The sequence below is a fragment of the Shewanella aegiceratis genome (genome assembly GCF_019457495.1).
Lineage (GTDB): Bacteria > Pseudomonadota > Gammaproteobacteria > Enterobacterales > Shewanellaceae > Shewanella > Shewanella loihica.
Window position 1 is genome coordinate 462,262 of sequence record NZ_CP080416.1, and the last position, 21,144, is coordinate 483,405.

The window sequence follows — 21,144 nt, forward strand, 5'->3', positions numbered from 1 at the left end:
CGGCCACGATTGATAACAAAAGAGTAGATCTGTGGCTTCTCCAAGCATCGAAACCGAATTGAATTCATTGAAAGACGCCGTGTCTATGGCATTGGAATATGCCGCCAAGTTGGGCACCTCGGGGGCCGAAGTGGCCATCAGCAAGCAGCAGGGACTCTCTGTCTCGACGCGCTTGAAAGAGGTTGAGACAGTTGAGTTTAATAAAGATGGTGCGCTGGGGATCACCCTGTTTCGAGATGGCTGCAAGGGAAGCTCGTCGACCTCAGATCTGAGCCCTGAGGCGATTCGCCGCGCCGTGAAGGCCGCCGATGATATCGCCCGCTTCACCTCGGAAGACCCATTTAATGGCCTGGCCGATGCCGAGCTGATGGCTAAGCAGATCGAAGATCTTGAGCTCTACTATCCTCACGAGACCACGCCCGCCGAGCTCGAAGCCCTGGCGGCCCGCGCCGAAACTGCGGCCCTGGATGCCGATGCTCGCATTAAAAACTCCGACGGTGCCAGCGCCAACGCCCATACGGGTGCCAAGGTGTATGGTAACAGCCATGGCTTCCTCAACGGTTACGTCAGCTCACGCTACAGCCTGAGCTGTGTGGTGATCGGCGAGCAAGATGGTCATATGCAGCGTGACTACGACTATACGGTCGCCCGCCGACTCGATGACCTGTGGACGCCAGAGACCGTGGGCAAACAGGCAGCCAAGAAGACACTGAGTCGTCTGGGGGCTCGTAAGATTGCCACCACTAAGCTGCCGATTCTGTTCGCACCCGATGTGGCCACCGGCCTCATGGGGCACCTGGTAGGCGCCATCAGCGGCAGTAGCCTGTATCGCAAGTCGAGCTTTTTGCTCGACGCCATAGACACCCAGATCTTCCCCGAGTGGTTCACCATCGCCGAGCAGCCGCACCTCAAGGGCGCGCTGGCCAGTGCCTGGTATGACAGCGAAGGGGTGGCGACAATCGATCGCAACATCATCGACAGCGGCATACTCTCGACTTACCTGCTGACCAGTTATTCGGCGCGCAAGTTAGGGCTGACTAACACAGGCCATGCCGGTGGCATCTACAACTGGACGTTGTCCCATACTGGCCAGACCTTCGATGAGCTGGTGAAACAGATGGGCACAGGCCTTATCGTCACCGAGGTGATGGGTCAGGGCGTGAATGGCGTGACCGGCGACTATTCTCGCGGCGCCGCCGGATTCTATGTGGAGAATGGCGAGATCCTCTATCCAGTGGAAGAGATCACCATAGCCGGTAATCTCAAGGAGATGTACCGCAACATGGTTGCCGTGGGTAAGGAGCAGGACCTGCGCTCCTCTATCCGCACCGGCGCTATTCTGCTCGACGAGATGAAGATTGCCGGTAACTAATCCTCGGGCCTAATTAGCCTGATGTTTTTAGCGACCTTAAAGCGAGCCCGATGGCTCGCTTTTTTGTGCGTTAAACTAATCTGCCAAGGCTAAATGTGGTCATCACGACTTGTATATGTGGAAATCCATATATATGCTTAGCCATATGTTTGTTTGAGGAAGCACTAATGGCTGTCGCAATCTTTAAAGCCCTGTCTGATGAGACCCGTCTGCTGAGCCTGCTGCTGATCCAGGCCGAGGGCGAGCTGTGTGTGTGCGAATTGATGGTGGCGCTGGACGAGAGTCAGCCCAAGGTCTCGCGTCATCTGGCGCAGCTACGCAAGGCCGAGCTGCTGAGCGATCGCCGCCAGGGTCAGTGGGTATTCTACCGAATCAATCCTGAGCTGCCCGACTGGGCGGGCGAGGTGATCCAAAAGACGCTGGCAGGTAACCCTCGGCTGTTGAGTCAGGCCCAGGCCAGGTTGGCCGAGATGGGTCAGCGCCCCGAGCGGGTACAAGTCTGCTGTAAGGGATAAACCATGGGATTATTTGAGCGTTATCTGAGTGTCTGGGTGGGACTGGCCATAGTGGTCGGTGTCGGCCTGGGTTATCTGTTGCCGGAGCAGTTTGCCCTGATCGCCTCGTTTGAGTACGCCAGCGTCAATCTGCTGATCGCTGTGCTGATCTGGGTGATGATCTACCCCATGATGGTGCAGATCGATTTCTCGGCGGTAAAGGATGTGGGCAAGCGTCCCAAGGGGCTGCTGCTGACGTTGGTGGTGAACTGGCTGATCAAGCCCTTTACCATGGCGCTGCTAGGCTGGCTCTTCTTTCGTGTGCTGTTCGCCTCCTGGGTCGATCCCCAGACCGCCAGCGAGTATATCGCCGGCATGATCTTACTGGGCGTCGCGCCCTGTACCGCCATGGTGTTTGTCTGGAGTCAGCTCACCAAGGGCAACCCTAACTACACCCTGGTGCAGGTGTCGGTGAACGACATCATCATGGTGTTCGCCTTCGCCCCCATCTGCGCCTTTCTGCTTGGGGTGAGCGATATTCAGGTGCCCTGGCAGACCCTGCTGATCTCTGTGGTGCTCTATGTGGTGCTGCCCCTGGTAGCGGGCATAGCGACGCGCAAGGTATTGAATAAAAAGGGTCATACCTCGGGTGTCGAGGCCTTCGTCGCCCGCCTCAAGCCCTGGTCTATCCTGGGCCTGCTGGCGACCGTGGTGCTGCTGTTTGGCCTGCAGGCCAACACCATATTGGCTCAGCCGCAAAACATCTTGCTGATCGCCATCCCTTTGCTGCTGCAGACCTATGGCATCTTCTTCATTGCCTATCTGGCGGCCAAGCGGATGAGGCTAGAGCAGGATGTGGCGGCGCCCGCCTGCATGATAGCCACCTCTAATTTCTTCGAACTGGCGGTGGCCGTGGCCATCTCCCTGTTTGGTCTGCACTCAGGAGCTGCCCTGGCAACCGTGGTCGGGGTGCTGGTGGAGGTGCCTGTGATGCTCTCCCTGGTGGCCTTCGTCAATCGGGATAAAACCAATTACCTGCGCGGTCTGGGCAAGGCCTAGGCGATTAACGCGAATCTAACGAATAGGACGATAAGATGACAATCAAAGTGGGAATTAACGGCTTTGGCCGCATGGGACGCCTGGCGCTGCGCGCCGCCTGGGAGTGGGACGATATCGAGTTTGTGCAGATCAATGACCCGGCGGGCGATGCCGCCACCCTGGCGCATCTGCTGACCTTCGATTCCATCCACGGTCGATGGAGCCATGATGCCGTCGCCGAGGGCGAGCAGATTATCATAGGTGACAAGCGCATCAACACCAGCGCCAATCGCGCCATCGGCGACACCGACTGGTCGGGCTGCGACCTGGTGATCGAGGCCTCTGGGGTGATGAAGTCTAAGGCACTGCTGCAGGCTTATCTGGATCAAGGCGTGAAGCGCGTGGTGGTGACCGCGCCAGTGAAAGAGGAAGGCGTACTCAACATCGTCATGGGGGTTAACCATCAGCTGTATGACAAGGATAAACATCCTATCGTCACCGCGGCCTCCTGCACCACCAACTGCCTGGCGCCTGTGGTGAAAGTGCTGCATGAGCAGATAGGTATCAAGCATGGCTCCATGACCACTATTCATGACATCACTAACACCCAGACCATACTCGATGCGCCCCATAAGGATCTGCGCCGCGCCCGCGCCTGCGGCCAGTCGCTGATCCCCACCACCACGGGCTCGGCTACCGCCATCACCCACATCTTCCCCGAACTCAAGGGTAAGCTAAACGGCCACGCGGTGCGTGTGCCCCTGGCCAACGCCTCCATCACAGACTGTGTGTTCGAGATGCAGCGTGCGGTGACTGAGCAGGAGGTCAACGCCCTGTTTAAGGCGGCCGCCGAAGGTGAACTTAAAGATATTCTCGGCTACGAGGAGCGTCCGCTGGTGTCGGTGGATTACAAGACAGATCCCCGCTCCAGCATAGTCGATGCCCTGTCGACCATGGTGATCAACGGCACTCAACTCAAGCTCTATGTTTGGTACGACAACGAGTGGGGCTATGCCAACCGCACCGCCGAGTTGGCGCGCATGGTCGGCCGCATGGATAAGGCCTAAATGATGCTTGCCAGCCTGCGCGCCCTGCCGAGCGAGATGCGCCAGTATCTCTTGGTAACCGGCAACTACTGGGCCTTCACCCTTACCGACGGCGCCCTGCGCATGTTGGTGGTGCTGCATTTTCATCAGCTTGGCTACTCGCCGCTGTCCATCGCCATGCTGTTTCTCTTCTATGAGATCTTCGGTGTGGTCACTAACTTGGTGGGCGGCTATCTGGGGGCTCGCCTCGGGCTCAATCGCACCATGAATATCGGCCTCGGGCTGCAGGTGGCGGCCTTGGCCATGCTCTTGGTGCCCAGTAGCTGGCTTGTCGTGCCTTGGGTGATGGCGGCCCAGGCGCTATCTGGGATTGCTAAAGATCTCAATAAGATGAGCGCCAAGAGCAGCGTGAAGATGCTGGTAGCTAAGGGGGAAGAGGGTCGGCTGTATAAGTATATCGCCGTGCTGACCGGCTCTAAGAATGCCCTCAAGGGGGCGGGCTTCTTCCTCGGCGGCGCCCTGTTGGCGCTGCTGGGCTTCAGGGGGGCGATAGGTCTGATGGCGGCTTTGCTGACTATCGTCTGGCTGGTGAGCATCATCAAGCTCAAGCAAGATCTCGGCAAGGCCAAGAACAAGCCTAAGTTTACCGAGCTGTTTTCCAAGAGCCGGGCGATCAACATACTCTCGGCGGCTCGCATGTGCCTGTTTGCCGCCCGCGATGTCTGGTTTGTGGTGGCCCTGCCTGTCTATCTCGCCAGCCAGTTTGGCTGGGATCACTATCAGGTGGGCGGCTTCCTGGCGCTGTGGATCATCGGCTATGGCGCGGTGCAGAGTCTGGCGCCCAGAGTCACGGGCAAGGCCAGTGGCCAGGTGCCCGACGGGCGCAGCGCCATGTGGTGGGCTGGCGCTCTGACCCTGATCCCCGCGCTGATCGCCTATTTGATGAGTGGTGAGTTGGCGGCACTGGCGCCCGGGTTCAATCTCGGCGTGTTGCTGCTCGGCCTGATGCTGTTTGGCGCCGTGTTTGCGGTGAACTCCTCCCTGCACAGTTACCTGATTGTCAGCTATGCCAGCGACGATGGCGTCTCCCTGGATGTGGGCTTCTACTACATGGCTAATGCCATGGGGCGCCTGCTGGGCACTATCCTCTCTGGCTGGGTGTACCAGGCCTATGGGCTGGGGGCTTGCCTGTGGATCTCCACAGGGCTGCTCGGGCTGACGGCTGTAATAAGCGTAGGACTGCCTAGGCGCTAGCCTTGGAATGAAGACTGAATGCTTTGAGGTTGCTAAATATTCTAGCAACAGCGGGAGCTGCTTAAGAACTCATATACTACGACTTAGACTCTTGGTGTAACAAAATCAAGAGAATTTGGTTATAGTGACTCTAGGGTCAAGCGTGACCGCTTGTTAATAGTAATCTGAATTTAAAAGGAATTTTCATGACAGATTTAGAGAGTATTAAGATATTAACTCGGGGTGAAAGGGGCGTTGTTGCCGGAGTCTGTTCCGGGTTAGCCGACTATTTCGGTTGGCGAGTCAACGGATTGCGGGTTGCTTTTGTTCTTAGCAGCCTATTTTTCTTCCTACCGGTTTTAGTCTATCTGGTGTGCTGGTTAGTATTGCCCAAATATCCCACAACTCAGGCGATGCGCCGTCAGTTGCAGCGAAAGGCCAGCCAAGCTCGTTGATTGGCCGATCCTGCAATTATGCGTTTGTGTCTCTGTTCACTCCCTTCAAGTTATAGTCGTTCGTCTCAGTGAAAGAGTCGGAGGCCTAGGGCCGAGAGATAGAGGCCGAGCCCGAATATGCTATGGGTGAGCAGGCTGTGTAGTCGAGCCCGGCCAGGGTTGGGCAGACGTGAGGCGGCGATGCCTGCGCCCATGCCGGGTTGCATCAGCAAGAAGGGGGCGAGCACGGTGATTAGGCCCACCGCGAGGGCGGGGGTCAGGCTTGGGCTGGTGAGCCATTTTGAGCCGGTAATGAGCAGCAAGAGGGCGGCAAAGCTGACGCCGATAAGATAGTGGGCCAGCCAACCTATGAGGGTCTCTCCCGCGACAGGGGCGGCCTTTGCGATCGCCTGGTGACGAAATTGACCCTTGGGCATGTGGCCCAGCCAGCGCCCCACCAGATAATAGCTTGGCAGGGGCATACCCAACAGGGGATGACGTAGCAGGCCCCAGAGATCCATGATGAGGGTGGCGCCCAGGCCGATGAGGAGGCAGTCGATAAGGGGAGACATATTCAATCCTTTGTTGTGTGAAGCCATTGATATTGTTAGCTTACAACTTCAAGTCGACTTGAGGTCAAGGGAAGGATATGGATATTTCACAGGTCGCCAAGCGCTCGGGCGTGCCGGCGTCGACTCTGCGTTATTACGAAGAGCGGGGGTTGATCCGCTCGCTGGGACGTCATGGCATTCGTCGCCAATTTGGCGCCGAGGTGCTAGAGCGCTTGGCGTTGATCGCCCTTGGCCGCTCGGCGGGATTATCCCTCGATGAGATTGGCAGCATGCTAGCTACAGGTGGCGATCCCCTCATAGACAGGGAGCTGCTGCTGCGCCGGGCCGACGAGCTGGAGCGCACCATCTTGAGGATGCAGGCGATGCGTGACGGTTTGAGACACGCCGCCAACTGCACCGCGCCCAGTCACATGGAGTGCCCCAAGTTTCGCCGCCTGATGAAGGCCGCTGCCGCCGGTGCATTTGACCCGCAGGATAAACCGTCTCTGCCAAGGAGTTAGCGGCTCGCTTGCGTCTAACGCCCTGACACCCCTTGAGTCTTATTCTTCGGCGTTAGGCTCGCCGCTTTGGCTAACATCTCTCTTTGTTTCAATTTGTTAACAATCGCTGCTTTCATTTTGAACGCTTTTCGTTGTACTCTGGGATGCAATCAACAGAGCGTGGCGTAGATCACCAAAATAACGATAAAAACGACGAGGTTTGAATGGAAGGTATTACTGAATTTGTCAGTACGATCAACGGGTTCGTATGGGGTACTCCCATGCTCGTGATGATCTTAGGCGTGGGACTCTTTCTCTCCTTTGGCTTGCGGTTGATGCCGATCCTCAAGTTGGGTACCGGCTTTAAGCTGCTCTGGTCCGGACGCATTCCTGACAAGGATAAGCAGATGAAGGGGGAGATCAGCCCCTTCAATGCCCTGATGACCTCGCTGTCGGCCACCATAGGCACGGGTAACATCGCAGGGGTGGCGACCGCCATCTTTATCGGCGGTCCTGGCGCCCTGTTTTGGATGTGGTGTACCGCCCTGGTCGGTATGGCAACTAAGTTTTCCGAGGCTGTGCTGGCGGTGAAATACCGTGAAGTTGACGATAACGGCAACCATATCGGCGGCCCAATGTACTACATCAAGAATGGTCTGGGCAGCAAGTGGGCCTGGCTGGGTACCGCCTTCGCCCTGTTTGGATCCTTTGCCGGTTTCGGTATCGGCAACACGGTACAGGCCAACTCTGTGGCCGATGCCCTTAACAGTAACTTCGGCGTGCCAACCTGGGTGACGGGTCTGGTGCTCATGGTGCTGGTGGGCGCCGTGCTGATGGGAGGTATCAAGCGTATCGCCGATGTGGCGGGTAAGCTGGTGCCCTTGATGACGGTATTCTATATCGCCGCCGGTCTGTCGGTGATAGTGGTTAATGCCGCAGCTATCCCAGATGCTATCGCCCTTATCGTTCACAGCGCCTTCAATCCTGTGGCGGCCCAGGGCGGTTTTGCCGGGGCGGCAGTATGGGCGGCGGTGCGCTTCGGTGTGGCCCGCGGCGTCTTCTCTAACGAGGCGGGTCTAGGTAGTGCGCCTATTGCCCACGCGGCGGCGCAGACCAACAACCCTGTGGCTCAGGGCCTGGTGGCTATGCTGGGTACCTTCATCGATACCCTGGTGGTGTGTACCATTACCGGCCTGGCGATCGTCGTTTCCGGTGCCTGGACATCGGGTGAGAATGGCGCGGCGCTGACCTCCTACGCCTTCTCTCACGCCCTGCCTATGGGCAACTATATCGTGGCTATCGCCCTCTCTATCTTCGCCTTCACCACCATACTGGGTTGGAGCGTCTATAGCGAGAAGTGTGTGCAGTACCTGTTTGGTGTGCGCGCGGTAAAACCCTTCAGAGCCATCTGGGTCATTGTTGTTCCCCTAGGGGCCGTCAGTTCGCTCGACTTTATCTGGCTGCTGGCCGATACCCTGAACGCCATGATGGCGATACCAAACCTGATCGCCCTGTCGCTGCTTAGCCCAGTGGTCTTTGGATTGACCCGTGAATACTTCATCAAGAAGCGTCGGCAGGAAGCAGAAGCCAGCAGCTAAGCCAACAGCTAAAGCCTGTGTTTGTTGAATTGAAAAAGCGCCCTCGGGCGCTTTTTTGTACCTCAGTTCTGGAATCAATCGAGGCGCTTATTGAAGCGCAGCGAGGCGACCAAGATACCAACTAGGGTGAAGCCGATAAGCCAGAGGGCATCGAACTGCATGTCGCTCAGGGCGCCGCCCCGCAGGACGATGGCGCGTATGATACGCATGAAGTGGGTGGCGGGTAGCAGCTCGGCGATCCACTGGGCCGGCTTGGGCATGGCCTCGAAGGGAAACATGAAGCCCGACAACAAGATAGTGGGAAGTATGATGAAGATGGTCATCTGCATCGCCTGCAGCTGGGTCTTGGCGATGGTGGAGATGATAAGCCCCAGGGTAAGGCTGGCGGCGATGAAGAGCAGGGTGCCCATCAGCAGTTGGGCGATGGCGCCATTGATAGGCACATCGAAGATAAGATGCCCAAGGCCGAGGATGATGGTCATCTGCACCAGCCCCACCAGGATATAGGGGACTATCTTACCCAGCATCAACTCTAACGGCTTGATGGGGGTGGTGATCAGCAGCTCTAGGTTGCCACGTTCGCGCTCTCTTACTATGGCCGCCGAGGTAAAGAGGATCATTGTCATGGTGAGGATCACCGCGATCAGCCCTGGCACTATGTTGACCGCCGAGCGCTGCTCTGGGTTGTAGAAGAGGGCGACCTCGAAGGTGGGCAGTCGCTGGGTGTCTTGGCCCGTGATCTGATCCAGCGGCATGTTCCTCAGTTGGCTGATGGCCGAGGCCACCATAGTATCTGAACCGTCGACCACCCATTGGCCCAGTGTCTCGCCGTTGGCCAGTTTCTCGGTAAGGTTGGGGGGCAATATCAGCGCCGCGCGTACCTCGCCACGGGTGATGGCGGCCTCAGCTTCCTCGGCACTGGCGTAGTGCTTCTCTATGCTAACCACCTGCGTCACCTTGACGGCCTCGACGATCCAGCGCCCGGCGGCGGAGTGGCTCTGATCCACCACCACCACGGGCACGTTACGCACATCGGTATTGATGGCGTAGCCAAACAGCAACAGCTGGATCAGGGGGATCATCACCACCATGCCGAAAGTGATGCGATCCCGCTTGAGCTGGCGGATCTCCTTGGTGGTGATCGATTTTATCCGTCTCAGGCTAGCCAGTAACATCTTCAGCCTCCCGAGAGGTTTTGAGTCCCTTGCCTGTGACGGATACGAAGAGATCTTCCAGGTTGGGCGAGACCAGGCTTAATTGGCTTGGCTTTAGTTGGCTAGCGTTAAATTGATTTGGGCTCAGCGGTTCAGGTGTTGGTTGCCCTGCCATGGTGCGACTCTTTTCCAGCAGCCAAGGGATGGGATCTGCTATCTGCTTATCGACAAGAACCCGCAGACGGTCGCCGAGTTGGGCGGCGGAGGGGATCTCGCCGAACTGGCTCAGGTGTGACTTTAGCTGGCGCAGTCTGTGGCCGGCTATCTCTATGACATGCAGCGGCATCGCCTCGAGTAGGGCCTGAGGATTGCCCTTGGCACGAATGTGGCCGCTTTCCATGATCGCCAACTGGTGGCAGCGCTGCGCCTCGTCCATGTAGTGGGTGGTGACCAGTATGCTGGTGCCGCGGTCGGAGAGATCGAATAGCTGCTCCCAGAAGTCGCGCCGATTCTGGGGATCCACCGCCGAGGTGGGCTCATCGAGAAACAGCAACTCGGGCTCGTTGATACAGGCGCAGGCCAGCCCCAGGCGCTGCTTCTGCCCGCCGCTGAGGGTGCCCGCTAGCTGCTGGCGCTGGGCGTCGAGATGATAGGTATCGATCAGCTCATCTATCTTGCGTTTGCTTTCTCTGGCACCCAGACCATATATGTCGGCGATAAATTGCAGATTCTCCCTGACGCTCAGGTCTTCGTAGAGAGAGAACTTCTGGGTCATGTAGCCGATGCGCCGCCTGAGCGCCTCGGCCTGCTGGGGGATAGCCATGCCGAGCACGGAGATCTCGCCCCGGGTAGGGGTCAGAAGGCCGGTGAGCATACGTATTGTGGTGGACTTACCGCAGCCATTGGGACCAAGAAAGCCGTAGATGTGACCCTTCTGCACCTGCAGATCCAGCTCGGCCACCGCCAAGAGATCGCCAAACTGCTTATCGACGCCGCGGGCATCTATGGCCAGATCCGCATTTGGCTGCATCAGGGCAGCTCCACCTGGGCGGGGAGCCCCGTGGGCAGGCTCTGGGCCGAGTCGTCGAGATCGAACTCCGCCAAATAGACGAGGCGAGACCTGTCCTGCTGATTCAAGGCGTAATAGGGGGTGAAGGCCGGCTCCTTGCTGAGCCAGCGCAGTGTGCCGCTGAAGGGCCGCTCCTGACCGTCGACATGGACTTTTAGCTGCATTCCTATGGTGAGTTTGGCCATGGCGGGGGCGGGAATATAGACCCTGGCATAGGCGGCCTTGTCGGCCTGAATTGCCACCACCACGGCGTTGGCGGGCACCCGCTCCCCCAGGTTAAAGGGCAGGCTGTCGAGGCGTCCGCTGCGGGTCGCCGTGATGCTGAGGTCATCCAGCAATTGCCGCGCCAGATCCAGCTCGGCCGCGGCGGCATCGAGGGCGGCCTGGGCCTGCTGAATATCTTCCTGGCGCACGCCGACAATCAGCTTGCTCAGGGCCTCATTGGCAGCGTTGTGTTCGGCTATGGTTTGATCCCGGCTGGCAACGGCCTGATCCAGATCCTGCTGACTCACCAGATTCTGCCCCTTGAGCTTATCGATGCGCCTGTAGGTCTTCTCCGCCTGCACCATGGCGGCGGTGGCGCGCTCCAGATTAGCCTGGGCACTGGCGATATCTTCGGGGCGCTCGCCATTGGTGAGCCTAAGGAGATAGGCCTGGGCCTTCTGCCACTGAGCCTGGGCGTTGGCGACACGAGCGGTTTGCTTGCGGGTGTCGAACTGTAGCAGCAACTCGCCTTCGGTGACCTGGCTGCCCTCGCGTTTGGGCAGTGCCGTGATGATCTCTGAGGTGGTGGCGCGCAGCAGTACCCGGTCGCGTTCCAGTGTGCCCAGGGCCTGGGGAGGTTCGGCGCCCTGACAGCCGCTAAGCAGCAGGAGTAGCGGGGCGAGAAGGCGTAAGGATTTACTCAGCGTCATGGTGACCTCTTGCAGACAAACCGCTTGGAAGAATTATGACTATCAATAAGTTATGTGCTGAATTTAATCTTACACCAATTTAACCTGGGTAGAAGGGGAATCTTTGAGTCCTGAATTTGAGTGCTATATCCTTGATGTACTCAAGGCTTATGCTCAAGGTCGAGAGCAAACGTCTGCATGGAGCCTGGCCCCATGCAGTGGTCGCGCGAAGGAGGCAAAGGAGTCTGGGGTTAGTAGAAATCTCCCCCCATGGCGCGTTTGAGTGCCGCCTCTTCGAGTAACTCTTCCAGGCGACGTTTGACTTCGCGTCTGTGTTGCAGCTCACAGGCCGCCTTAGGGTTTTTGGGGGCTGTGATCGCTTCGATTTCAGCATCGTTCGGAATAACATCGAGTAACTGAGCCATAGTGAAATCCTCGTCAAATAAAGTGCTTGTGCACTCATTTGGTGCCGCTTAGCACTGAGCCGCTTTAACATAAAGTTAACTGAGTCAAAGCGTTAGCTAGTTTAGCGTCCTAAGGTGTGAGCACATTAGCGAGCGCTAATGAGAAAAATAGCAGGGGATTTTCGATTTTTGTTTGATCGAGTTAACACTATTGTATTTGTCGTTGATTTAGACAAAATGCGAGCGAATAGACGGGTGAAGTGTTTTTAATTGATTGTTTTTAATTGAAATATTTTTAGAGTAATAGTGAGTTGCCAGCTAATTTAGTGGCAACTCATTTAAATTTAGATCACAAATCGAAACTATAGCTGTAGCCAACGACCACTTTAGGATCGTCACCCTCGAGGTCGGTATCGCTGACCAGGAAGGAGATGGTACCGAAGTCGGTTTCCTTATCCAGAGACAAAGAGTAGTCGGCATAGTTGTCGGTATCGAACCAGGCGTTGACGACATCACCACTGGAGTAGCCATAGTGGGCCGAGATAGACAGTGTCTCCGACAGTGGGAAGCTGACGCCTGCGTTGATATAGCTGAGATCTTTCTCATCGAAAGGATCCGATGCCACGTCGCTGCCGGCATTGACCACCTTTGAATAGCCGATGCTGAACCACTTCCAGCTCAGGGCCAGGGTGACTTCACCGAAGTCTATGCTCGAATCGCTGTCTGGGTAGGCGTAGTAGAGGTAGCTGATGTCATAACCAAAGTCTTCCCCTATGCTGCCGGCATAGCCGCCGTAGAAGTCGATCTCGTAACTGGTGTCGTCGCCGAAATCCACATTAGACGCCCAGGTTCCGAGGTAGAGACCGCTGTCGTGTTCGAAGTCTATGCCGCCTTGAACCGCGGGCGCGTCTCCCGTCTGTGTGGCACCGCGCCACAAGTAGTTGGAGGTTGCGCCTATGTTGCCCGTGACGCTAGCGCTGGCCGGTAGGGCAACCATCAAGGTGCCCGCGAGTAGGCTTAGGGTTCGCAATGCTTGTTTCATACTCATTCCTTCTTATTGGTCTATGGGAGCGGCCCTGCCTGTTGTTATGAGTATTGTCAGGCCGCGTACAAGCTATAGCGAAGAGCGTGCCAAATATTTATCTGTTATTTTTCAAGTATTTATATTATTTGCATCAGAAGTAGGCAACGAATTGGTTAAAAATGAGGCAGAGGATGCACTAGGAGGGTGCATAAAAAAACCTCCATGGAGGAGGTTTTTTCGACGGATTAAATACCGATTTAGTTTACGCTGTCTTTTAGCGTCTTACCGGCTTTAAACTTAGGTACTACAGCCGCTGGGATCTGAATTTCTTTGCCCGTCTGTGGGTTGCGGCCTGTACGTGCTGCACGGCTAGTGGTTTCGAAAGAACCAAAACCTACAATAGAGATTTTTTCGCCGTTCTTCATCGCTTCCGCTACCGTTTCTTCGAAAGACTTTAAGGCGCGAGCAGCTTCAGCTTTAGTGAGTTCAGCGCTTTCCGCTATTTTTGCAACAAGTTCAGTTTTATTCATTTGGATAGTCTCTTCTTTCCGTAGATTTAGTAATACCAATTACATTAGATACTTGCAATTGCTGGACTTAACATGCCACAAGCATCCCTATAATGAAAGCGGTTTTATGCGCTCAAAGGGTGCTTTCAGTCAAATTCAGTAAAAATTTAACCCTGTGACAGAGGAAAGCGGCCTGGATTTGACTGAATTGGCACGAAGGCCTGTCAGATAAGGGCTGGGGAGGAGATGGGATGTAAACCTCCCCGATAGAGGGATTAAGCCTTGGTCTCGTCGCTGGTTTGAGCCGCCTGCGGCAGATACTGTTTTAGCCCCTTAGAGAAGGCCATATACCACTGGAAACTCAGCAGTGCGGTGACAACTAGGGCGATGGCCCAGATAGGCAGCTCCTGACCGCGCACCACCACCTTAACGTCCTCCGGGGTGATCTGATAGGCGATCACCGCCGTGGCACCCAGTGCCGTGAAGCCCAGGGTCTGTATGCCGATATAGATCTTCAGCACCAGGCTTGCCCAGCTGGTGCGGGCGATGAGGCCGATGAGCACAGGGATCACGCCCAGGGTAAAGAGATCTAGGGTCTGGCTGTCCAGGGCGCGCCAGCCAGCGAGGATGGCGATAACAATATAGAGGGCGATCAGTAGCAGTATGCTGGGACTTGGTCGGTTCATCTTGGCTCTTGGGTGAATGATTTGCCCCGCAGTGTAGAAAAATGGCGCGATTTAGTCCAACGCTTTGCTTATATGTCTAATGCTTTACCTAAATGTCTATTGCTTTGGCTAAATTGCAAATGCCATGCTGCCAGCCGGGCTGGCTTAGGGTAAGATGTGGCCTCTGTTTGGCCTGTCGTTTGGTACAAGTGAGTCAAGATACGCAGGGCAGGAGTAAATATGAAGGCAATCGTTAACCATAAACCACGTTTGGTATGAGAAGAGCATGAACGAGAATGAATTTTGGCAGTTAGTCACCCGCAGCAAGCCAGAGCAAGATCAGGAGAGCCTGGCGGTAGAGCTTAAGGGGAAGCTGAACGAACTCGACAACCAAGACTTGGCGGCCTTCGATAAGTTCTTCTCGCAGCAGATGCGCCGATCTTACCTCTGGTCGCTGTGGGGCGCCGCCTACATAGTGACCGGGTGTGACAGCGAATATGGCTTTGCCGAATTTCGCGCCTTTCTGATCTCCCTAGGGCAGGAGTGGTTCGAGCAAATACTGCTTAACCCGGATGCCTTGGCCGAGCTGCCGGCCTGGCCGGAGAAAGATGGCTATGCCTATCCCTTCGTGGAGGATTACGATCTGATCGCGGGGCAGATCTATGAAGATCGCACCGGCGAGGAGCTGCCCTTTGTGCCTTCTGGGCAGGCGACGCCTCAGGGCAAGAAGTTTTCGCCCAAGAAAAAACAGCTGAAGGCGACTTACCCTCAGCTGTTTCAGTTATTTCCTTTCTAGCGAGTCCTTACTAAGCCTGTTCTAGTAGCAGACCTGGCTATCGCTATCGAAGGTTAGTTCATGCTCGGCGCAGGCACCTTCCATAAACTCCTCTTCGGCCTGTTCCAGCTGACTGTCGAGATCGGCCTGGAAGCCGTCGAGCGTCTGGTTATCGCTCGCTTCTTGCTGCTGATCCAGAATCTGGAAGTGTTGTTCTACCGCGGCGCGTTCGCTGTCGCTAAGCTCACTGGCGTTGGCGCCTGAGATAAAGGCGAAACCAAGGATTAGCGAGGCCAATAGGGCGAATCTACCTGAGAATCTTTTGTGGGTTAGCTTGCTCATTGTCATAGCTCCTGTCGGTGTCTTAAATTCAATCTGTTGTCGGCATCTGGGGCTGTGTTTGCTGCGGCCCGAGTGCTGCTGCCGTTTCATTGATACCTATGTTAATGGCAATAGCTTGAACAGAAGCTGAATAAAAAACGAACAAGTAAAATTGGCTCGATGAGCGATGAAAGGCGGCTGACTCACTCCTGATTCTGCATGGTCTCGCACTGAAAGCCCTGACGGCTGTTATCGAAGCGACACCTGAGGCCACACTCCCATAAGACATCGCCAAGCTCCTTGGCCTGCTCGGTGGCGAAGGCCTTACAGCTTTGGTAATCCTCGAAGTCGTCGGTTTTCTTGTAGCGGCCCGAGTTGTAGCCATGGGCATAGACGAAGGCCGACCAGGTTTCTGGGGCCTGCTGGGTCTCCTCCTCTAAAGTGATCCAATAGAGGGCGCCGGCCAGCAACGAAAAGAGGATGACGACGAACAGCAGAGAAGATCGATTTTGCATGATTTACCTTAGTTGATTCCCTTGCCCTGTGAGTCTACCCCAGGCTCGAAGCAAATTGATACAAAGGCTGCCAAAAACTGTGGGCTGGGGAGAAAAGGGTTAATTGCGCTTGTCCAATAAGTAAATGATGGCGAAAAGATTCGCCAGGATTTTGCATTAAGCCTATATTCAGGTTAGCTTTTGTACACTCAATGCAGTCGCTAGACTCAGTAGGTGTCCCAAGCTTGGGCGATTAAGGAGGCATAATATGAAGTTTCAATCTCTACTCTTGGTGGGAGCACTGGTGTCACTTAACCTTGCCGCCGAAGAAGCCAAAGAGAATCCAGTCACAGAGGCCGGGGTGGTTAAGATCACCTGGCAGGATGTCGACAGCTACCGTGATGTGAAGGCGGTGAGCGACATTCAGTCTCGCTATGAGCTGCGTGTGTTCGACACTCTGACCAAGAACCTCAACAAGGCCGCCGAGAAGACGCTTAAGCCGAATCAGAAGCTGGAGCTGGTGGTGACAGATGTGGATCTGGCCGGTGATGTGCGCCCCACCTTTGGCGCGACCCCTAACGATATCCGTGTGATCAAAGATATCTATCCGCCGCAAATGACCTTTAGTTACCAGGTGCTCGACGGTGACCAAGTGGTGATCGCCGGTGACGAGAAGCTCAGAGACATGAGCTTCATGCACACCACAGGCGTGATGAACGACAAGCCCCTGAGACACGAGTCTAAGATGCTGAGCGATTGGCTGAAGAAGACGGTGCAGCCCAAACTCTAAGGCTGCTGGGCCTCTCAGGCGAACTTGAGCGGCCGATACATGGCAATTGCCGCGTCGTTGGGCGCGGGCGTAAACAGGCTAAAGCCATTCAATGCGGCTTTGGCCTGTTTTTTTGCCGCCGCGCTATAGGCCGATAGCCCCTGTTCGTCGCAAAAGCGCGTCACCTCGGGGGGCAGCAGGCCGACACACAAACTGATCAAGGGGTGAGCCACCCTCTGGCCCTGTCTGTCTTCGGCCATCACGCACTGGGCCAGCCAGTCGTCCGGGCTATAGAAGGCTTCTCTGTCTTGGTTAAAGCTGAGCAGTAGGCGGCGACACTCATCGACGATCGCCTGGCTTGTGCCTATCACCACAAAATCATCGCCGCCCACATGGCCGACAAAATGCTCGCTACTCAGTTGCTGCTGCAGGCGTAGCGCCAAAGATTGGATCACCTCATCGCCACGGCAGAAGCCATAGATGTCGTTGTAGGGCTTGAAGTGGCATAGGTCGAAGTAGGCCAGATAGAAGGCGCGGCCCTGTTGGCGCAGGCGCTGCAGCTCCTCCTGTATGGGGATGTTGCCAGGAAGACCGCTTAAGGGGTTGGCGTGACGAGCCATCTTGATGCGCTGCTCGGTGATCTGTTGCAGCAGATCTTTGGTGTGGCCTATTCCTAACAGTTGTTGCTCGCGCATCACCACGAAATGTTGTGCAACCGTGCCGTGCTCTGCGGTCAGGCACTGACTTACCTCGGAGATCGGCATGCAGGCCGGCACCTTCAGCACCTTGTCGTTCATTACCTCTAAAACAGGGCTGTTCTCGTGCAGTGCGCGGCCATAGGGGGTGCTGAACAGCTCCATCAACTGCGCCCTGTCGACGATTCCAAGTGGCTTCTGCTCGGCATCGACGATGGCGACTACCTGCAGGTGCGGCGAGCGCACGAAGCGGGCGCTCAGGGCCTTGAGCTTGGTCTCGGGTGTCACGCATATGGTGCGGGTCGACAGGCTTTCGGCCGATTCGGCGTAACGGGTCTGTCGCTGCTTGGTCTCCTGGGGCGCCAGTTCCGTTAGGGTCTGTGTCGGTTGCGTTTGGGGGCGGCCCAGTAGGTAGCCCTGACAATAGACTATGCCTAGCTGAGTCAGTAACGCCAGTTCAGCTGGTGTCTCGATCCCTTCCGCAATCACCTTACAGCTGAGGCTCTGGCAGAGATCTATGATGGAGCGGACAAACTCCTGCTTCACCGGCGATTGGTCGATTTGGTGGATGAAGTGGCGGTCTATCTTGACATAGTCTGGTGCCAGTTCGGACCAGAGCCTTAACCCTGAATAGCCGGTGCCGAGATCGTCGATGGCGGTCAGAAACCCCTGGCTGCGGTAGTGGTTGAGACACTCCTTCAGGAGATCGATATCGTCGGCGGGATATTGCTCCGACAGCTCTATTACTATCTGATCCGGCGACAGTCCCAGCTCCTGCACCAGGCTGAGGGTGAGTCCCTTGGCGTGGCTGGGTTCCAGCAGGGCCTTGGGGGAGATGTTGATAAACAGCTTGCCCGGCAACTCGCGGGCGTCGAATTGTCTGATGGAGTGACGACGGCAGATCTCTTCAAGCTCGGATAGGCGTCCCTCGTGGGCCGCGGTCTGAAACAGGGGCACGGGAGAGAAGAGGGCGCTATGCTCGGGCCCCCGGCTCAGGGCCTCGAAGCCATGTAGCCGCTGGCTATTGATGTTGAAGATGGGCTGAAACAGCACGTGGATCTTCTCATTCTCGATGATCTTATCCAGTTCACTGCTCAGGTCGATTGCTGTCATCTAGGTCCGCCTCGTACGAAAAGTAGGGCGATTCTATGGCCAGGCCATGACAGCAATATGACACTAAAGTATGAGCTTACCCGCTCATTCAGTTGCGTAGTTACTTTAGTTACTTAGGTGATTAGTTACTTGGCCTGGCTCTTAAATGCCTGCAGGGTCTGTAGCAGCACTCCTAGCTTACGCACGAAACTCTCCAGCGCCGGGGCCAGACCATCGCCTTGGCTTGGCAGCTTGGTCATCTCGTCGGCCAGCTCCTGTACATAGGGGCCGAAGCGGTTGCTGCGCGAAGTAAAGCCTTCATCTTGGGTGAAGATGGTGGTGAATTTACCGTGGCCGGCCTTCTTTAACTCATCCAGTTTGGCATCGGCATCGATGGCCTGACGATAGGCCAACTGCAGGTTCTCTTTCAGTTGCTCTATTAGGTGACTATGTGGCATAACAGCCTCGTGTTGAAAAATTTAGCCGAATTATAAGGGGCAAGCTAGATGGCAACAAGTCGACCGCGTTTATTAACCATAGGGATTTTACTACTGACAGGGATCATGTCACTCAGCGCGATGGCCGCCGGTGATGACAAGCCGCCCTTCTATAAGATCACTTACCAAGGCAAACAGACCTATCTATTGGGATCGATTCATATCGGCCAGGCCGATTTTTACCCCATTGCGGAGCAGATCGAAGCGGCCTTTGCCAAGGCGGGCGCCCTGGCGGTCGAGGCCGATACCAACAAGGCGGATATCATGGGGCTTATCCGTAAGTATGGTTTGGCCAAGGTGCCAGCCGATGCCAAGACCCAGGCGCGCCTTGAAGAATACTGCCGTACCCGCAGTGAGATCTGCACCCCCATGCAGCCTTACGCACCCTGGATGCAGGCGATGCAGTTTAGCGTGATGCGTTTCGCCTCCCTGGGCTATCAGGCCCAGTGGGGCGTGGATCAGATGCTGCTGAGCAAGAACGGCCAGCGCCCTGTGATCGAGCTTGAGAGCACAGAGTATCAGTTTAAGCTGATGGCCTCTTTCAGCCCGCAGATGCAGTGGGAGATGGTGCTCGAGGCGATTGATGCGCCGGACGAGGAGATGGTGCAGCTGATCAAGGCCTGGCGAAGTGGCGATGAGGCCGGGCTCGATGCCTTGATGCAAGGGCAGATGCTACACGATGGCGATAAGGAACTTATCGACAAGATGCTATGGCAGCGTAACGAGCAGATGACGGCCAAGATCAGATCCTTGATGATGCAACAAGATGGCCCGTCGCCACTGTTTGTGGTGGTTGGCGCAGGTCACGTGGTGGGGGATAAGGGGATACCCGCCAAGTTTGCAGATGTAGAAGGAGCCAAGGTGCAAAACTGTTGGCAGACGGCCTGTAACTAACCTTTCTCTGCTCTGCACCGGTTTCTCCCGTTTGGCTATACTGATAGGCAGGATAAACCTTGGAGAGATATCGATGGACGCCAAGTCCATCGATGCAGGGAGGCAAGATGCAGGCAGAGGCGACCCTTTTCCCCGTTCGGCCCGAATTTGAGGCGATTCCCCGCCATTGGGATAGCCGCCACGACGCCGTGGTGGCCCGGGTCGATCCCGGCAACTTCTATGTCACTGCCCACGATGAGCTGATCTTCACCCGCCTGGGGTCCTGCGTCGCTGCCTGCATCTGGGACCCCTTGTTGGGCATAGGCGGCCTCAACCATTTCCTGCTGCCCGAGCGGCAACTGCATGAAGACTGGCATCAGCTGACCAGCTATACCTGCCGCTATGGCAACTGGGCCATGGAGCAGCTGATCAACAGCATATTGGGCCTAGGGGGCATGCGTAATCGCCTCAAGGCCAAGGTCTTCGGCGGCGCGCAGATGACGGCCACCAGTGTGCTGAACGTCGGCGAGTCCAATATCAGCTTCGTGAAGAACTACCTCAAGACTGAGGGGATAGAGATAGTGAGCGAAGATCTTGGCGGGCCCTGGCCGCGTAAGGTGCTGTTTCATCCTAACAGCGGCAAGGTCAAGCTGATGCGCCTGTCACCTGAGCGGATTAGTAAGATGATGAGCGAAGAGCAGCGCTATCTGAAACAGATAGTCACCGCTCAGGGGGAGAGCCAGGTGGAGCTGTTCGATTAGTGAGCTAGCTATTTTTGCCAACGGGTGATGAAGTGAACGTAGCGCCCCAGGCCTATGTAGGCGGGGTGGGTCGAGTATTGCAGCTCCATCTCCAGTAGCTGGCTGAAATCTGAATTAGGGGGCTGGTGGGTCTTGAGATAGTCGTGGATCACCCGCACGCCAGAGGCCGTCACCAGCTCCATCTGCCAATCTGTCACCCAGGCGCGCACATCGTCGATATACAGGGGATAGCTTGGGGTCAGGCCGACCTTCTTCTTCACCTTGAAATCTGCCGCCACATAATCGAAGTTACCCGAGATCAGGCTGTGAAAGCGCATCGCCTCCTTGTTATAGAACATGAGGGAAAACAGCCCCTTGGGTTTTAACAGCTGGGTCAGACCGGCCAGGGTCTGCTTGGCATCGCTGAGCCACTCGGCCACCGCATGGCAGAGGATGAGGTCGAACTGACCAAGCTCTTCCCGGGTCAGGGATTGTATCGGTGCGTGCAGCAGTGTGATGTCCAGCTTCTCACCGCTATTGCTTTCATACTCAGTTATCTGCGCCTGACCCAGAGCCAGCATCTCGCTGGAGATATCGCACAGGGTGACGCTATGGCCAAGCTTGGCAAGCTTCTGGCTGAAGAAGCCGAAGCCGCCGCCGGCGTCCAGAATACGCAGTGGCCCCTCGGGCAGTTGTGTCATGGCCTGAGAGATGTCCCGCCACAGCACGGCGGCGCGGACCTCGCCCTTAGGCGTGCCGTAGATGTTCTTGGCAAATTTACCGGCTAATGCATCGAAGTTTTTGTCTTGCACTGAGTGACGCCCATGGGAAAAGCTGACTGAATTTAGGAGGGCTATTTTGCCATAGGCGGGGGCGACGCGCATTAAACAGACTTAAGGTTTAG

The 21,144-nt window shown here is 56.1% G+C and carries 25 protein-coding genes; 12 read left to right on the forward strand and 13 right to left on the reverse strand.

Annotated elements, in window-relative coordinates:
* Positions 1 to 31 precede the first annotated feature (31 nt).
* The 6 genes from pmbA (at position 32) to K0H80_RS02130 (ending at position 5,638) form a co-directional block, all read left to right on the forward strand.
* Positions 32 to 1,372, forward strand: a complete 1,341-nt coding sequence (pmbA, locus tag K0H80_RS02105; RefSeq protein WP_220072920.1) for a metalloprotease PmbA — start codon at positions 32 to 34, stop codon at positions 1,370 to 1,372.
* A 167-nt stretch (positions 1,373 to 1,539) separates the two neighbouring features.
* On the forward strand, positions 1,540 to 1,887 hold the full coding sequence (locus K0H80_RS02110) for a metalloregulator ArsR/SmtB family transcription factor (RefSeq protein WP_220072921.1): 348 nt from the start codon (positions 1,540 to 1,542) through the stop codon (positions 1,885 to 1,887).
* A gap of 3 nt (positions 1,888 to 1,890) precedes the next feature.
* Entirely contained in the window at positions 1,891 to 2,925 is a 1,035-nt protein-coding gene (arsB, locus tag K0H80_RS02115; protein ID WP_220072922.1) for an ACR3 family arsenite efflux transporter, read from the forward strand.
* A gap of 35 nt (positions 2,926 to 2,960) precedes the next feature.
* Complete coding sequence (locus K0H80_RS02120; protein WP_220072923.1) at positions 2,961 to 3,971, forward strand: ArsJ-associated glyceraldehyde-3-phosphate dehydrogenase; 1,011 nt, start codon at positions 2,961 to 2,963, stop codon at positions 3,969 to 3,971.
* A gap of 3 nt (positions 3,972 to 3,974) precedes the next feature.
* Complete coding sequence (gene arsJ, locus K0H80_RS02125; protein ID WP_220073898.1) at positions 3,975 to 5,204, forward strand: organoarsenical effux MFS transporter ArsJ; 1,230 nt, start codon at positions 3,975 to 3,977, stop codon at positions 5,202 to 5,204.
* A 185-nt stretch (positions 5,205 to 5,389) separates the two neighbouring features.
* Entirely contained in the window at positions 5,390 to 5,638 is a 249-nt protein-coding gene (locus K0H80_RS02130) for a PspC domain-containing protein (protein ID WP_220072924.1), read from the forward strand.
* 65 nt (positions 5,639 to 5,703) lie between these two features.
* On the opposite strand, the gene K0H80_RS02135 is transcribed toward K0H80_RS02130, so the two are convergent.
* A complete protein-coding gene (locus tag K0H80_RS02135; protein ID WP_220072925.1) occupies positions 5,704 to 6,189 on the reverse strand; it encodes a DUF2938 domain-containing protein in 486 nt (161 codons plus the stop codon).
* 77 nt (positions 6,190 to 6,266) lie between these two features.
* On the opposite strand from K0H80_RS02135, the gene K0H80_RS02140 reads away from it, so the two are divergent.
* Together K0H80_RS02140 and K0H80_RS02145 are read left to right on the forward strand one after the other, a co-directional pair.
* Complete coding sequence (locus tag K0H80_RS02140; protein WP_220072926.1) at positions 6,267 to 6,689, forward strand: helix-turn-helix domain-containing protein; 423 nt, start codon at positions 6,267 to 6,269, stop codon at positions 6,687 to 6,689.
* A 203-nt stretch (positions 6,690 to 6,892) separates the two neighbouring features.
* A complete protein-coding gene (locus K0H80_RS02145) occupies positions 6,893 to 8,266 on the forward strand; it encodes an alanine/glycine:cation symporter family protein (protein WP_220072927.1) in 1,374 nt (457 codons plus the stop codon).
* A 74-nt stretch (positions 8,267 to 8,340) separates the two neighbouring features.
* Here K0H80_RS02145 and K0H80_RS02150 read toward each other — a convergent pair whose 3' ends face one another.
* The 7 genes from K0H80_RS02150 to K0H80_RS02180 form a co-directional block, all read right to left on the reverse strand.
* Complete coding sequence (locus tag K0H80_RS02150) at positions 8,341 to 9,441, reverse strand: ABC transporter permease (RefSeq protein WP_011864231.1); 1,101 nt, start codon at positions 9,439 to 9,441, stop codon at positions 8,341 to 8,343.
* A complete protein-coding gene (locus tag K0H80_RS02155) occupies positions 9,428 to 10,450 on the reverse strand; it encodes an ABC transporter ATP-binding protein (protein WP_220072928.1) in 1,023 nt (340 codons plus the stop codon). Before K0H80_RS02155 ends, K0H80_RS02150 begins: the two co-directional genes overlap by 14 nt.
* Positions 10,450 to 11,403: an HlyD family secretion protein gene (locus K0H80_RS02160; RefSeq protein ID WP_220072929.1), complete on the reverse strand. Its 954-nt coding sequence runs from the start codon at positions 11,401 to 11,403 to the stop codon at positions 10,450 to 10,452. Before K0H80_RS02160 ends, K0H80_RS02155 begins: the two co-directional genes overlap by 1 nt.
* A 230-nt stretch (positions 11,404 to 11,633) precedes the next feature.
* The gene (locus tag K0H80_RS02165; RefSeq protein ID WP_011864234.1) at positions 11,634 to 11,807 is read right to left on the reverse strand and encodes a hypothetical protein; all 174 of its coding nucleotides are present in this window, start codon (positions 11,805 to 11,807) and stop codon (positions 11,634 to 11,636) included.
* Positions 11,808 to 12,135: 328 nt separating this feature from the next.
* Entirely contained in the window at positions 12,136 to 12,828 is a 693-nt protein-coding gene (locus K0H80_RS02170) for a TorF family putative porin (RefSeq protein ID WP_220044063.1), read from the reverse strand.
* A 239-nt stretch (positions 12,829 to 13,067) separates the two neighbouring features.
* Positions 13,068 to 13,340 (reverse strand): HU family DNA-binding protein, encoded by a 273-nt coding sequence (locus tag K0H80_RS02175; RefSeq protein ID WP_011864236.1) that lies wholly within the window; start codon positions 13,338 to 13,340, stop codon positions 13,068 to 13,070.
* Between the two features lie 254 nt (positions 13,341 to 13,594).
* Positions 13,595 to 14,005, reverse strand: a complete 411-nt coding sequence (locus tag K0H80_RS02180) for a hypothetical protein (RefSeq protein ID WP_144199961.1) — start codon at positions 14,003 to 14,005, stop codon at positions 13,595 to 13,597.
* Positions 14,006 to 14,270: 265 nt separating this feature from the next.
* On the opposite strand from K0H80_RS02180, the gene K0H80_RS02185 reads away from it, so the two are divergent.
* Positions 14,271 to 14,780 (forward strand): DUF4240 domain-containing protein, encoded by a 510-nt coding sequence (locus tag K0H80_RS02185; RefSeq protein ID WP_220072930.1) that lies wholly within the window; start codon positions 14,271 to 14,273, stop codon positions 14,778 to 14,780.
* 21 nt (positions 14,781 to 14,801) lie between these two features.
* Here the strand turns inward: K0H80_RS02185 and K0H80_RS02190 are convergent, their stop codons facing one another.
* Positions 14,802 to 15,101, reverse strand: a complete 300-nt coding sequence (locus tag K0H80_RS02190) for a hypothetical protein (protein WP_220072931.1) — start codon at positions 15,099 to 15,101, stop codon at positions 14,802 to 14,804.
* 182 nt (positions 15,102 to 15,283) lie between these two features.
* Positions 15,284 to 15,595, reverse strand: a complete 312-nt coding sequence (locus tag K0H80_RS02195; RefSeq protein WP_220072932.1) for a hypothetical protein — start codon at positions 15,593 to 15,595, stop codon at positions 15,284 to 15,286.
* A 247-nt stretch (positions 15,596 to 15,842) separates the two neighbouring features.
* On the opposite strand from K0H80_RS02195, the gene K0H80_RS02200 reads away from it, so the two are divergent.
* Positions 15,843 to 16,364, forward strand: coding sequence for a DUF3016 domain-containing protein (locus K0H80_RS02200; RefSeq protein WP_220072933.1), 522 nt, complete (start codon positions 15,843 to 15,845; stop codon positions 16,362 to 16,364).
* A gap of 14 nt (positions 16,365 to 16,378) precedes the next feature.
* Here the strand turns inward: K0H80_RS02200 and K0H80_RS02205 are convergent, their stop codons facing one another.
* Positions 16,379 to 18,151: a bifunctional diguanylate cyclase/phosphodiesterase gene (locus tag K0H80_RS02205; protein WP_220072934.1), complete on the reverse strand. Its 1,773-nt coding sequence runs from the start codon at positions 18,149 to 18,151 to the stop codon at positions 16,379 to 16,381.
* A gap of 125 nt (positions 18,152 to 18,276) precedes the next feature.
* On the reverse strand, positions 18,277 to 18,588 hold the full coding sequence (locus tag K0H80_RS02210) for a prephenate dehydrogenase (RefSeq protein WP_144199949.1): 312 nt from the start codon (positions 18,586 to 18,588) through the stop codon (positions 18,277 to 18,279).
* 48 nt (positions 18,589 to 18,636) lie between these two features.
* On the opposite strand from K0H80_RS02210, the gene K0H80_RS02215 reads away from it, so the two are divergent.
* Together K0H80_RS02215 and K0H80_RS02220 are read left to right on the forward strand one after the other, a co-directional pair.
* Positions 18,637 to 19,521 (forward strand): TraB/GumN family protein, encoded by an 885-nt coding sequence (locus K0H80_RS02215; protein WP_220072935.1) that lies wholly within the window; start codon positions 18,637 to 18,639, stop codon positions 19,519 to 19,521.
* Positions 19,522 to 19,628: 107 nt separating this feature from the next.
* Positions 19,629 to 20,261: a chemoreceptor glutamine deamidase CheD gene (locus tag K0H80_RS02220; RefSeq protein WP_220073899.1), complete on the forward strand. Its 633-nt coding sequence runs from the start codon at positions 19,629 to 19,631 to the stop codon at positions 20,259 to 20,261.
* Positions 20,262 to 20,269: 8 nt separating this feature from the next.
* Here K0H80_RS02220 and K0H80_RS02225 read toward each other — a convergent pair whose 3' ends face one another.
* Complete coding sequence (locus tag K0H80_RS02225) at positions 20,270 to 21,052, reverse strand: methyltransferase (RefSeq protein WP_220072936.1); 783 nt, start codon at positions 21,050 to 21,052, stop codon at positions 20,270 to 20,272.
* Positions 21,053 to 21,144: the final 92 nt, after the last annotated feature.

Coding starts and splice junctions, on each gene's coding strand:
- K0H80_RS02210 (WP_144199949.1), bottom strand. CDS start 18,588: ATGCCACATAGTCACCTAATAGAGCAACTGAAAGAGAACCTGCAGTTG.
- K0H80_RS02195 (WP_220072932.1), bottom strand. CDS start 15,595: ATGCAAAATCGATCTTCTCTGCTGTTCGTCGTCATCCTCTTTTCGTTG.
- K0H80_RS02175 (WP_011864236.1), bottom strand. CDS start 13,340: ATGAATAAAACTGAACTTGTTGCAAAAATAGCGGAAAGCGCTGAACTC.
- K0H80_RS02220 (WP_220073899.1), top strand. CDS start 19,629: ATGCAGGCAGAGGCGACCCTTTTCCCCGTTCGGCCCGAATTTGAGGCG.
- arsB (WP_220072922.1), top strand. CDS start 1,891: ATGGGATTATTTGAGCGTTATCTGAGTGTCTGGGTGGGACTGGCCATA.
- K0H80_RS02110 (WP_220072921.1), top strand. CDS start 1,540: ATGGCTGTCGCAATCTTTAAAGCCCTGTCTGATGAGACCCGTCTGCTG.
- K0H80_RS02130 (WP_220072924.1), top strand. CDS start 5,390: ATGACAGATTTAGAGAGTATTAAGATATTAACTCGGGGTGAAAGGGGC.
- K0H80_RS02180 (WP_144199961.1), bottom strand. CDS start 14,005: ATGAACCGACCAAGTCCCAGCATACTGCTACTGATCGCCCTCTATATT.
- arsJ (WP_220073898.1), top strand. CDS start 3,975: ATGCTTGCCAGCCTGCGCGCCCTGCCGAGCGAGATGCGCCAGTATCTC.
- K0H80_RS02185 (WP_220072930.1), top strand. CDS start 14,271: ATGAACGAGAATGAATTTTGGCAGTTAGTCACCCGCAGCAAGCCAGAG.
- K0H80_RS02200 (WP_220072933.1), top strand. CDS start 15,843: ATGAAGTTTCAATCTCTACTCTTGGTGGGAGCACTGGTGTCACTTAAC.
- K0H80_RS02155 (WP_220072928.1), bottom strand. CDS start 10,450: ATGCAGCCAAATGCGGATCTGGCCATAGATGCCCGCGGCGTCGATAAG.
- K0H80_RS02120 (WP_220072923.1), top strand. CDS start 2,961: ATGACAATCAAAGTGGGAATTAACGGCTTTGGCCGCATGGGACGCCTG.
- K0H80_RS02135 (WP_220072925.1), bottom strand. CDS start 6,189: ATGTCTCCCCTTATCGACTGCCTCCTCATCGGCCTGGGCGCCACCCTC.
- K0H80_RS02145 (WP_220072927.1), top strand. CDS start 6,893: ATGGAAGGTATTACTGAATTTGTCAGTACGATCAACGGGTTCGTATGG.
- K0H80_RS02140 (WP_220072926.1), top strand. CDS start 6,267: ATGGATATTTCACAGGTCGCCAAGCGCTCGGGCGTGCCGGCGTCGACT.
- K0H80_RS02215 (WP_220072935.1), top strand. CDS start 18,637: ATGGCAACAAGTCGACCGCGTTTATTAACCATAGGGATTTTACTACTG.
- K0H80_RS02160 (WP_220072929.1), bottom strand. CDS start 11,403: ATGACGCTGAGTAAATCCTTACGCCTTCTCGCCCCGCTACTCCTGCTG.
- K0H80_RS02205 (WP_220072934.1), bottom strand. CDS start 18,151: ATGACAGCAATCGACCTGAGCAGTGAACTGGATAAGATCATCGAGAAT.
- K0H80_RS02170 (WP_220044063.1), bottom strand. CDS start 12,828: ATGAAACAAGCATTGCGAACCCTAAGCCTACTCGCGGGCACCTTGATG.
- K0H80_RS02150 (WP_011864231.1), bottom strand. CDS start 9,441: ATGTTACTGGCTAGCCTGAGACGGATAAAATCGATCACCACCAAGGAG.
- K0H80_RS02190 (WP_220072931.1), bottom strand. CDS start 15,101: ATGAGCAAGCTAACCCACAAAAGATTCTCAGGTAGATTCGCCCTATTG.
- K0H80_RS02165 (WP_011864234.1), bottom strand. CDS start 11,807: ATGGCTCAGTTACTCGATGTTATTCCGAACGATGCTGAAATCGAAGCG.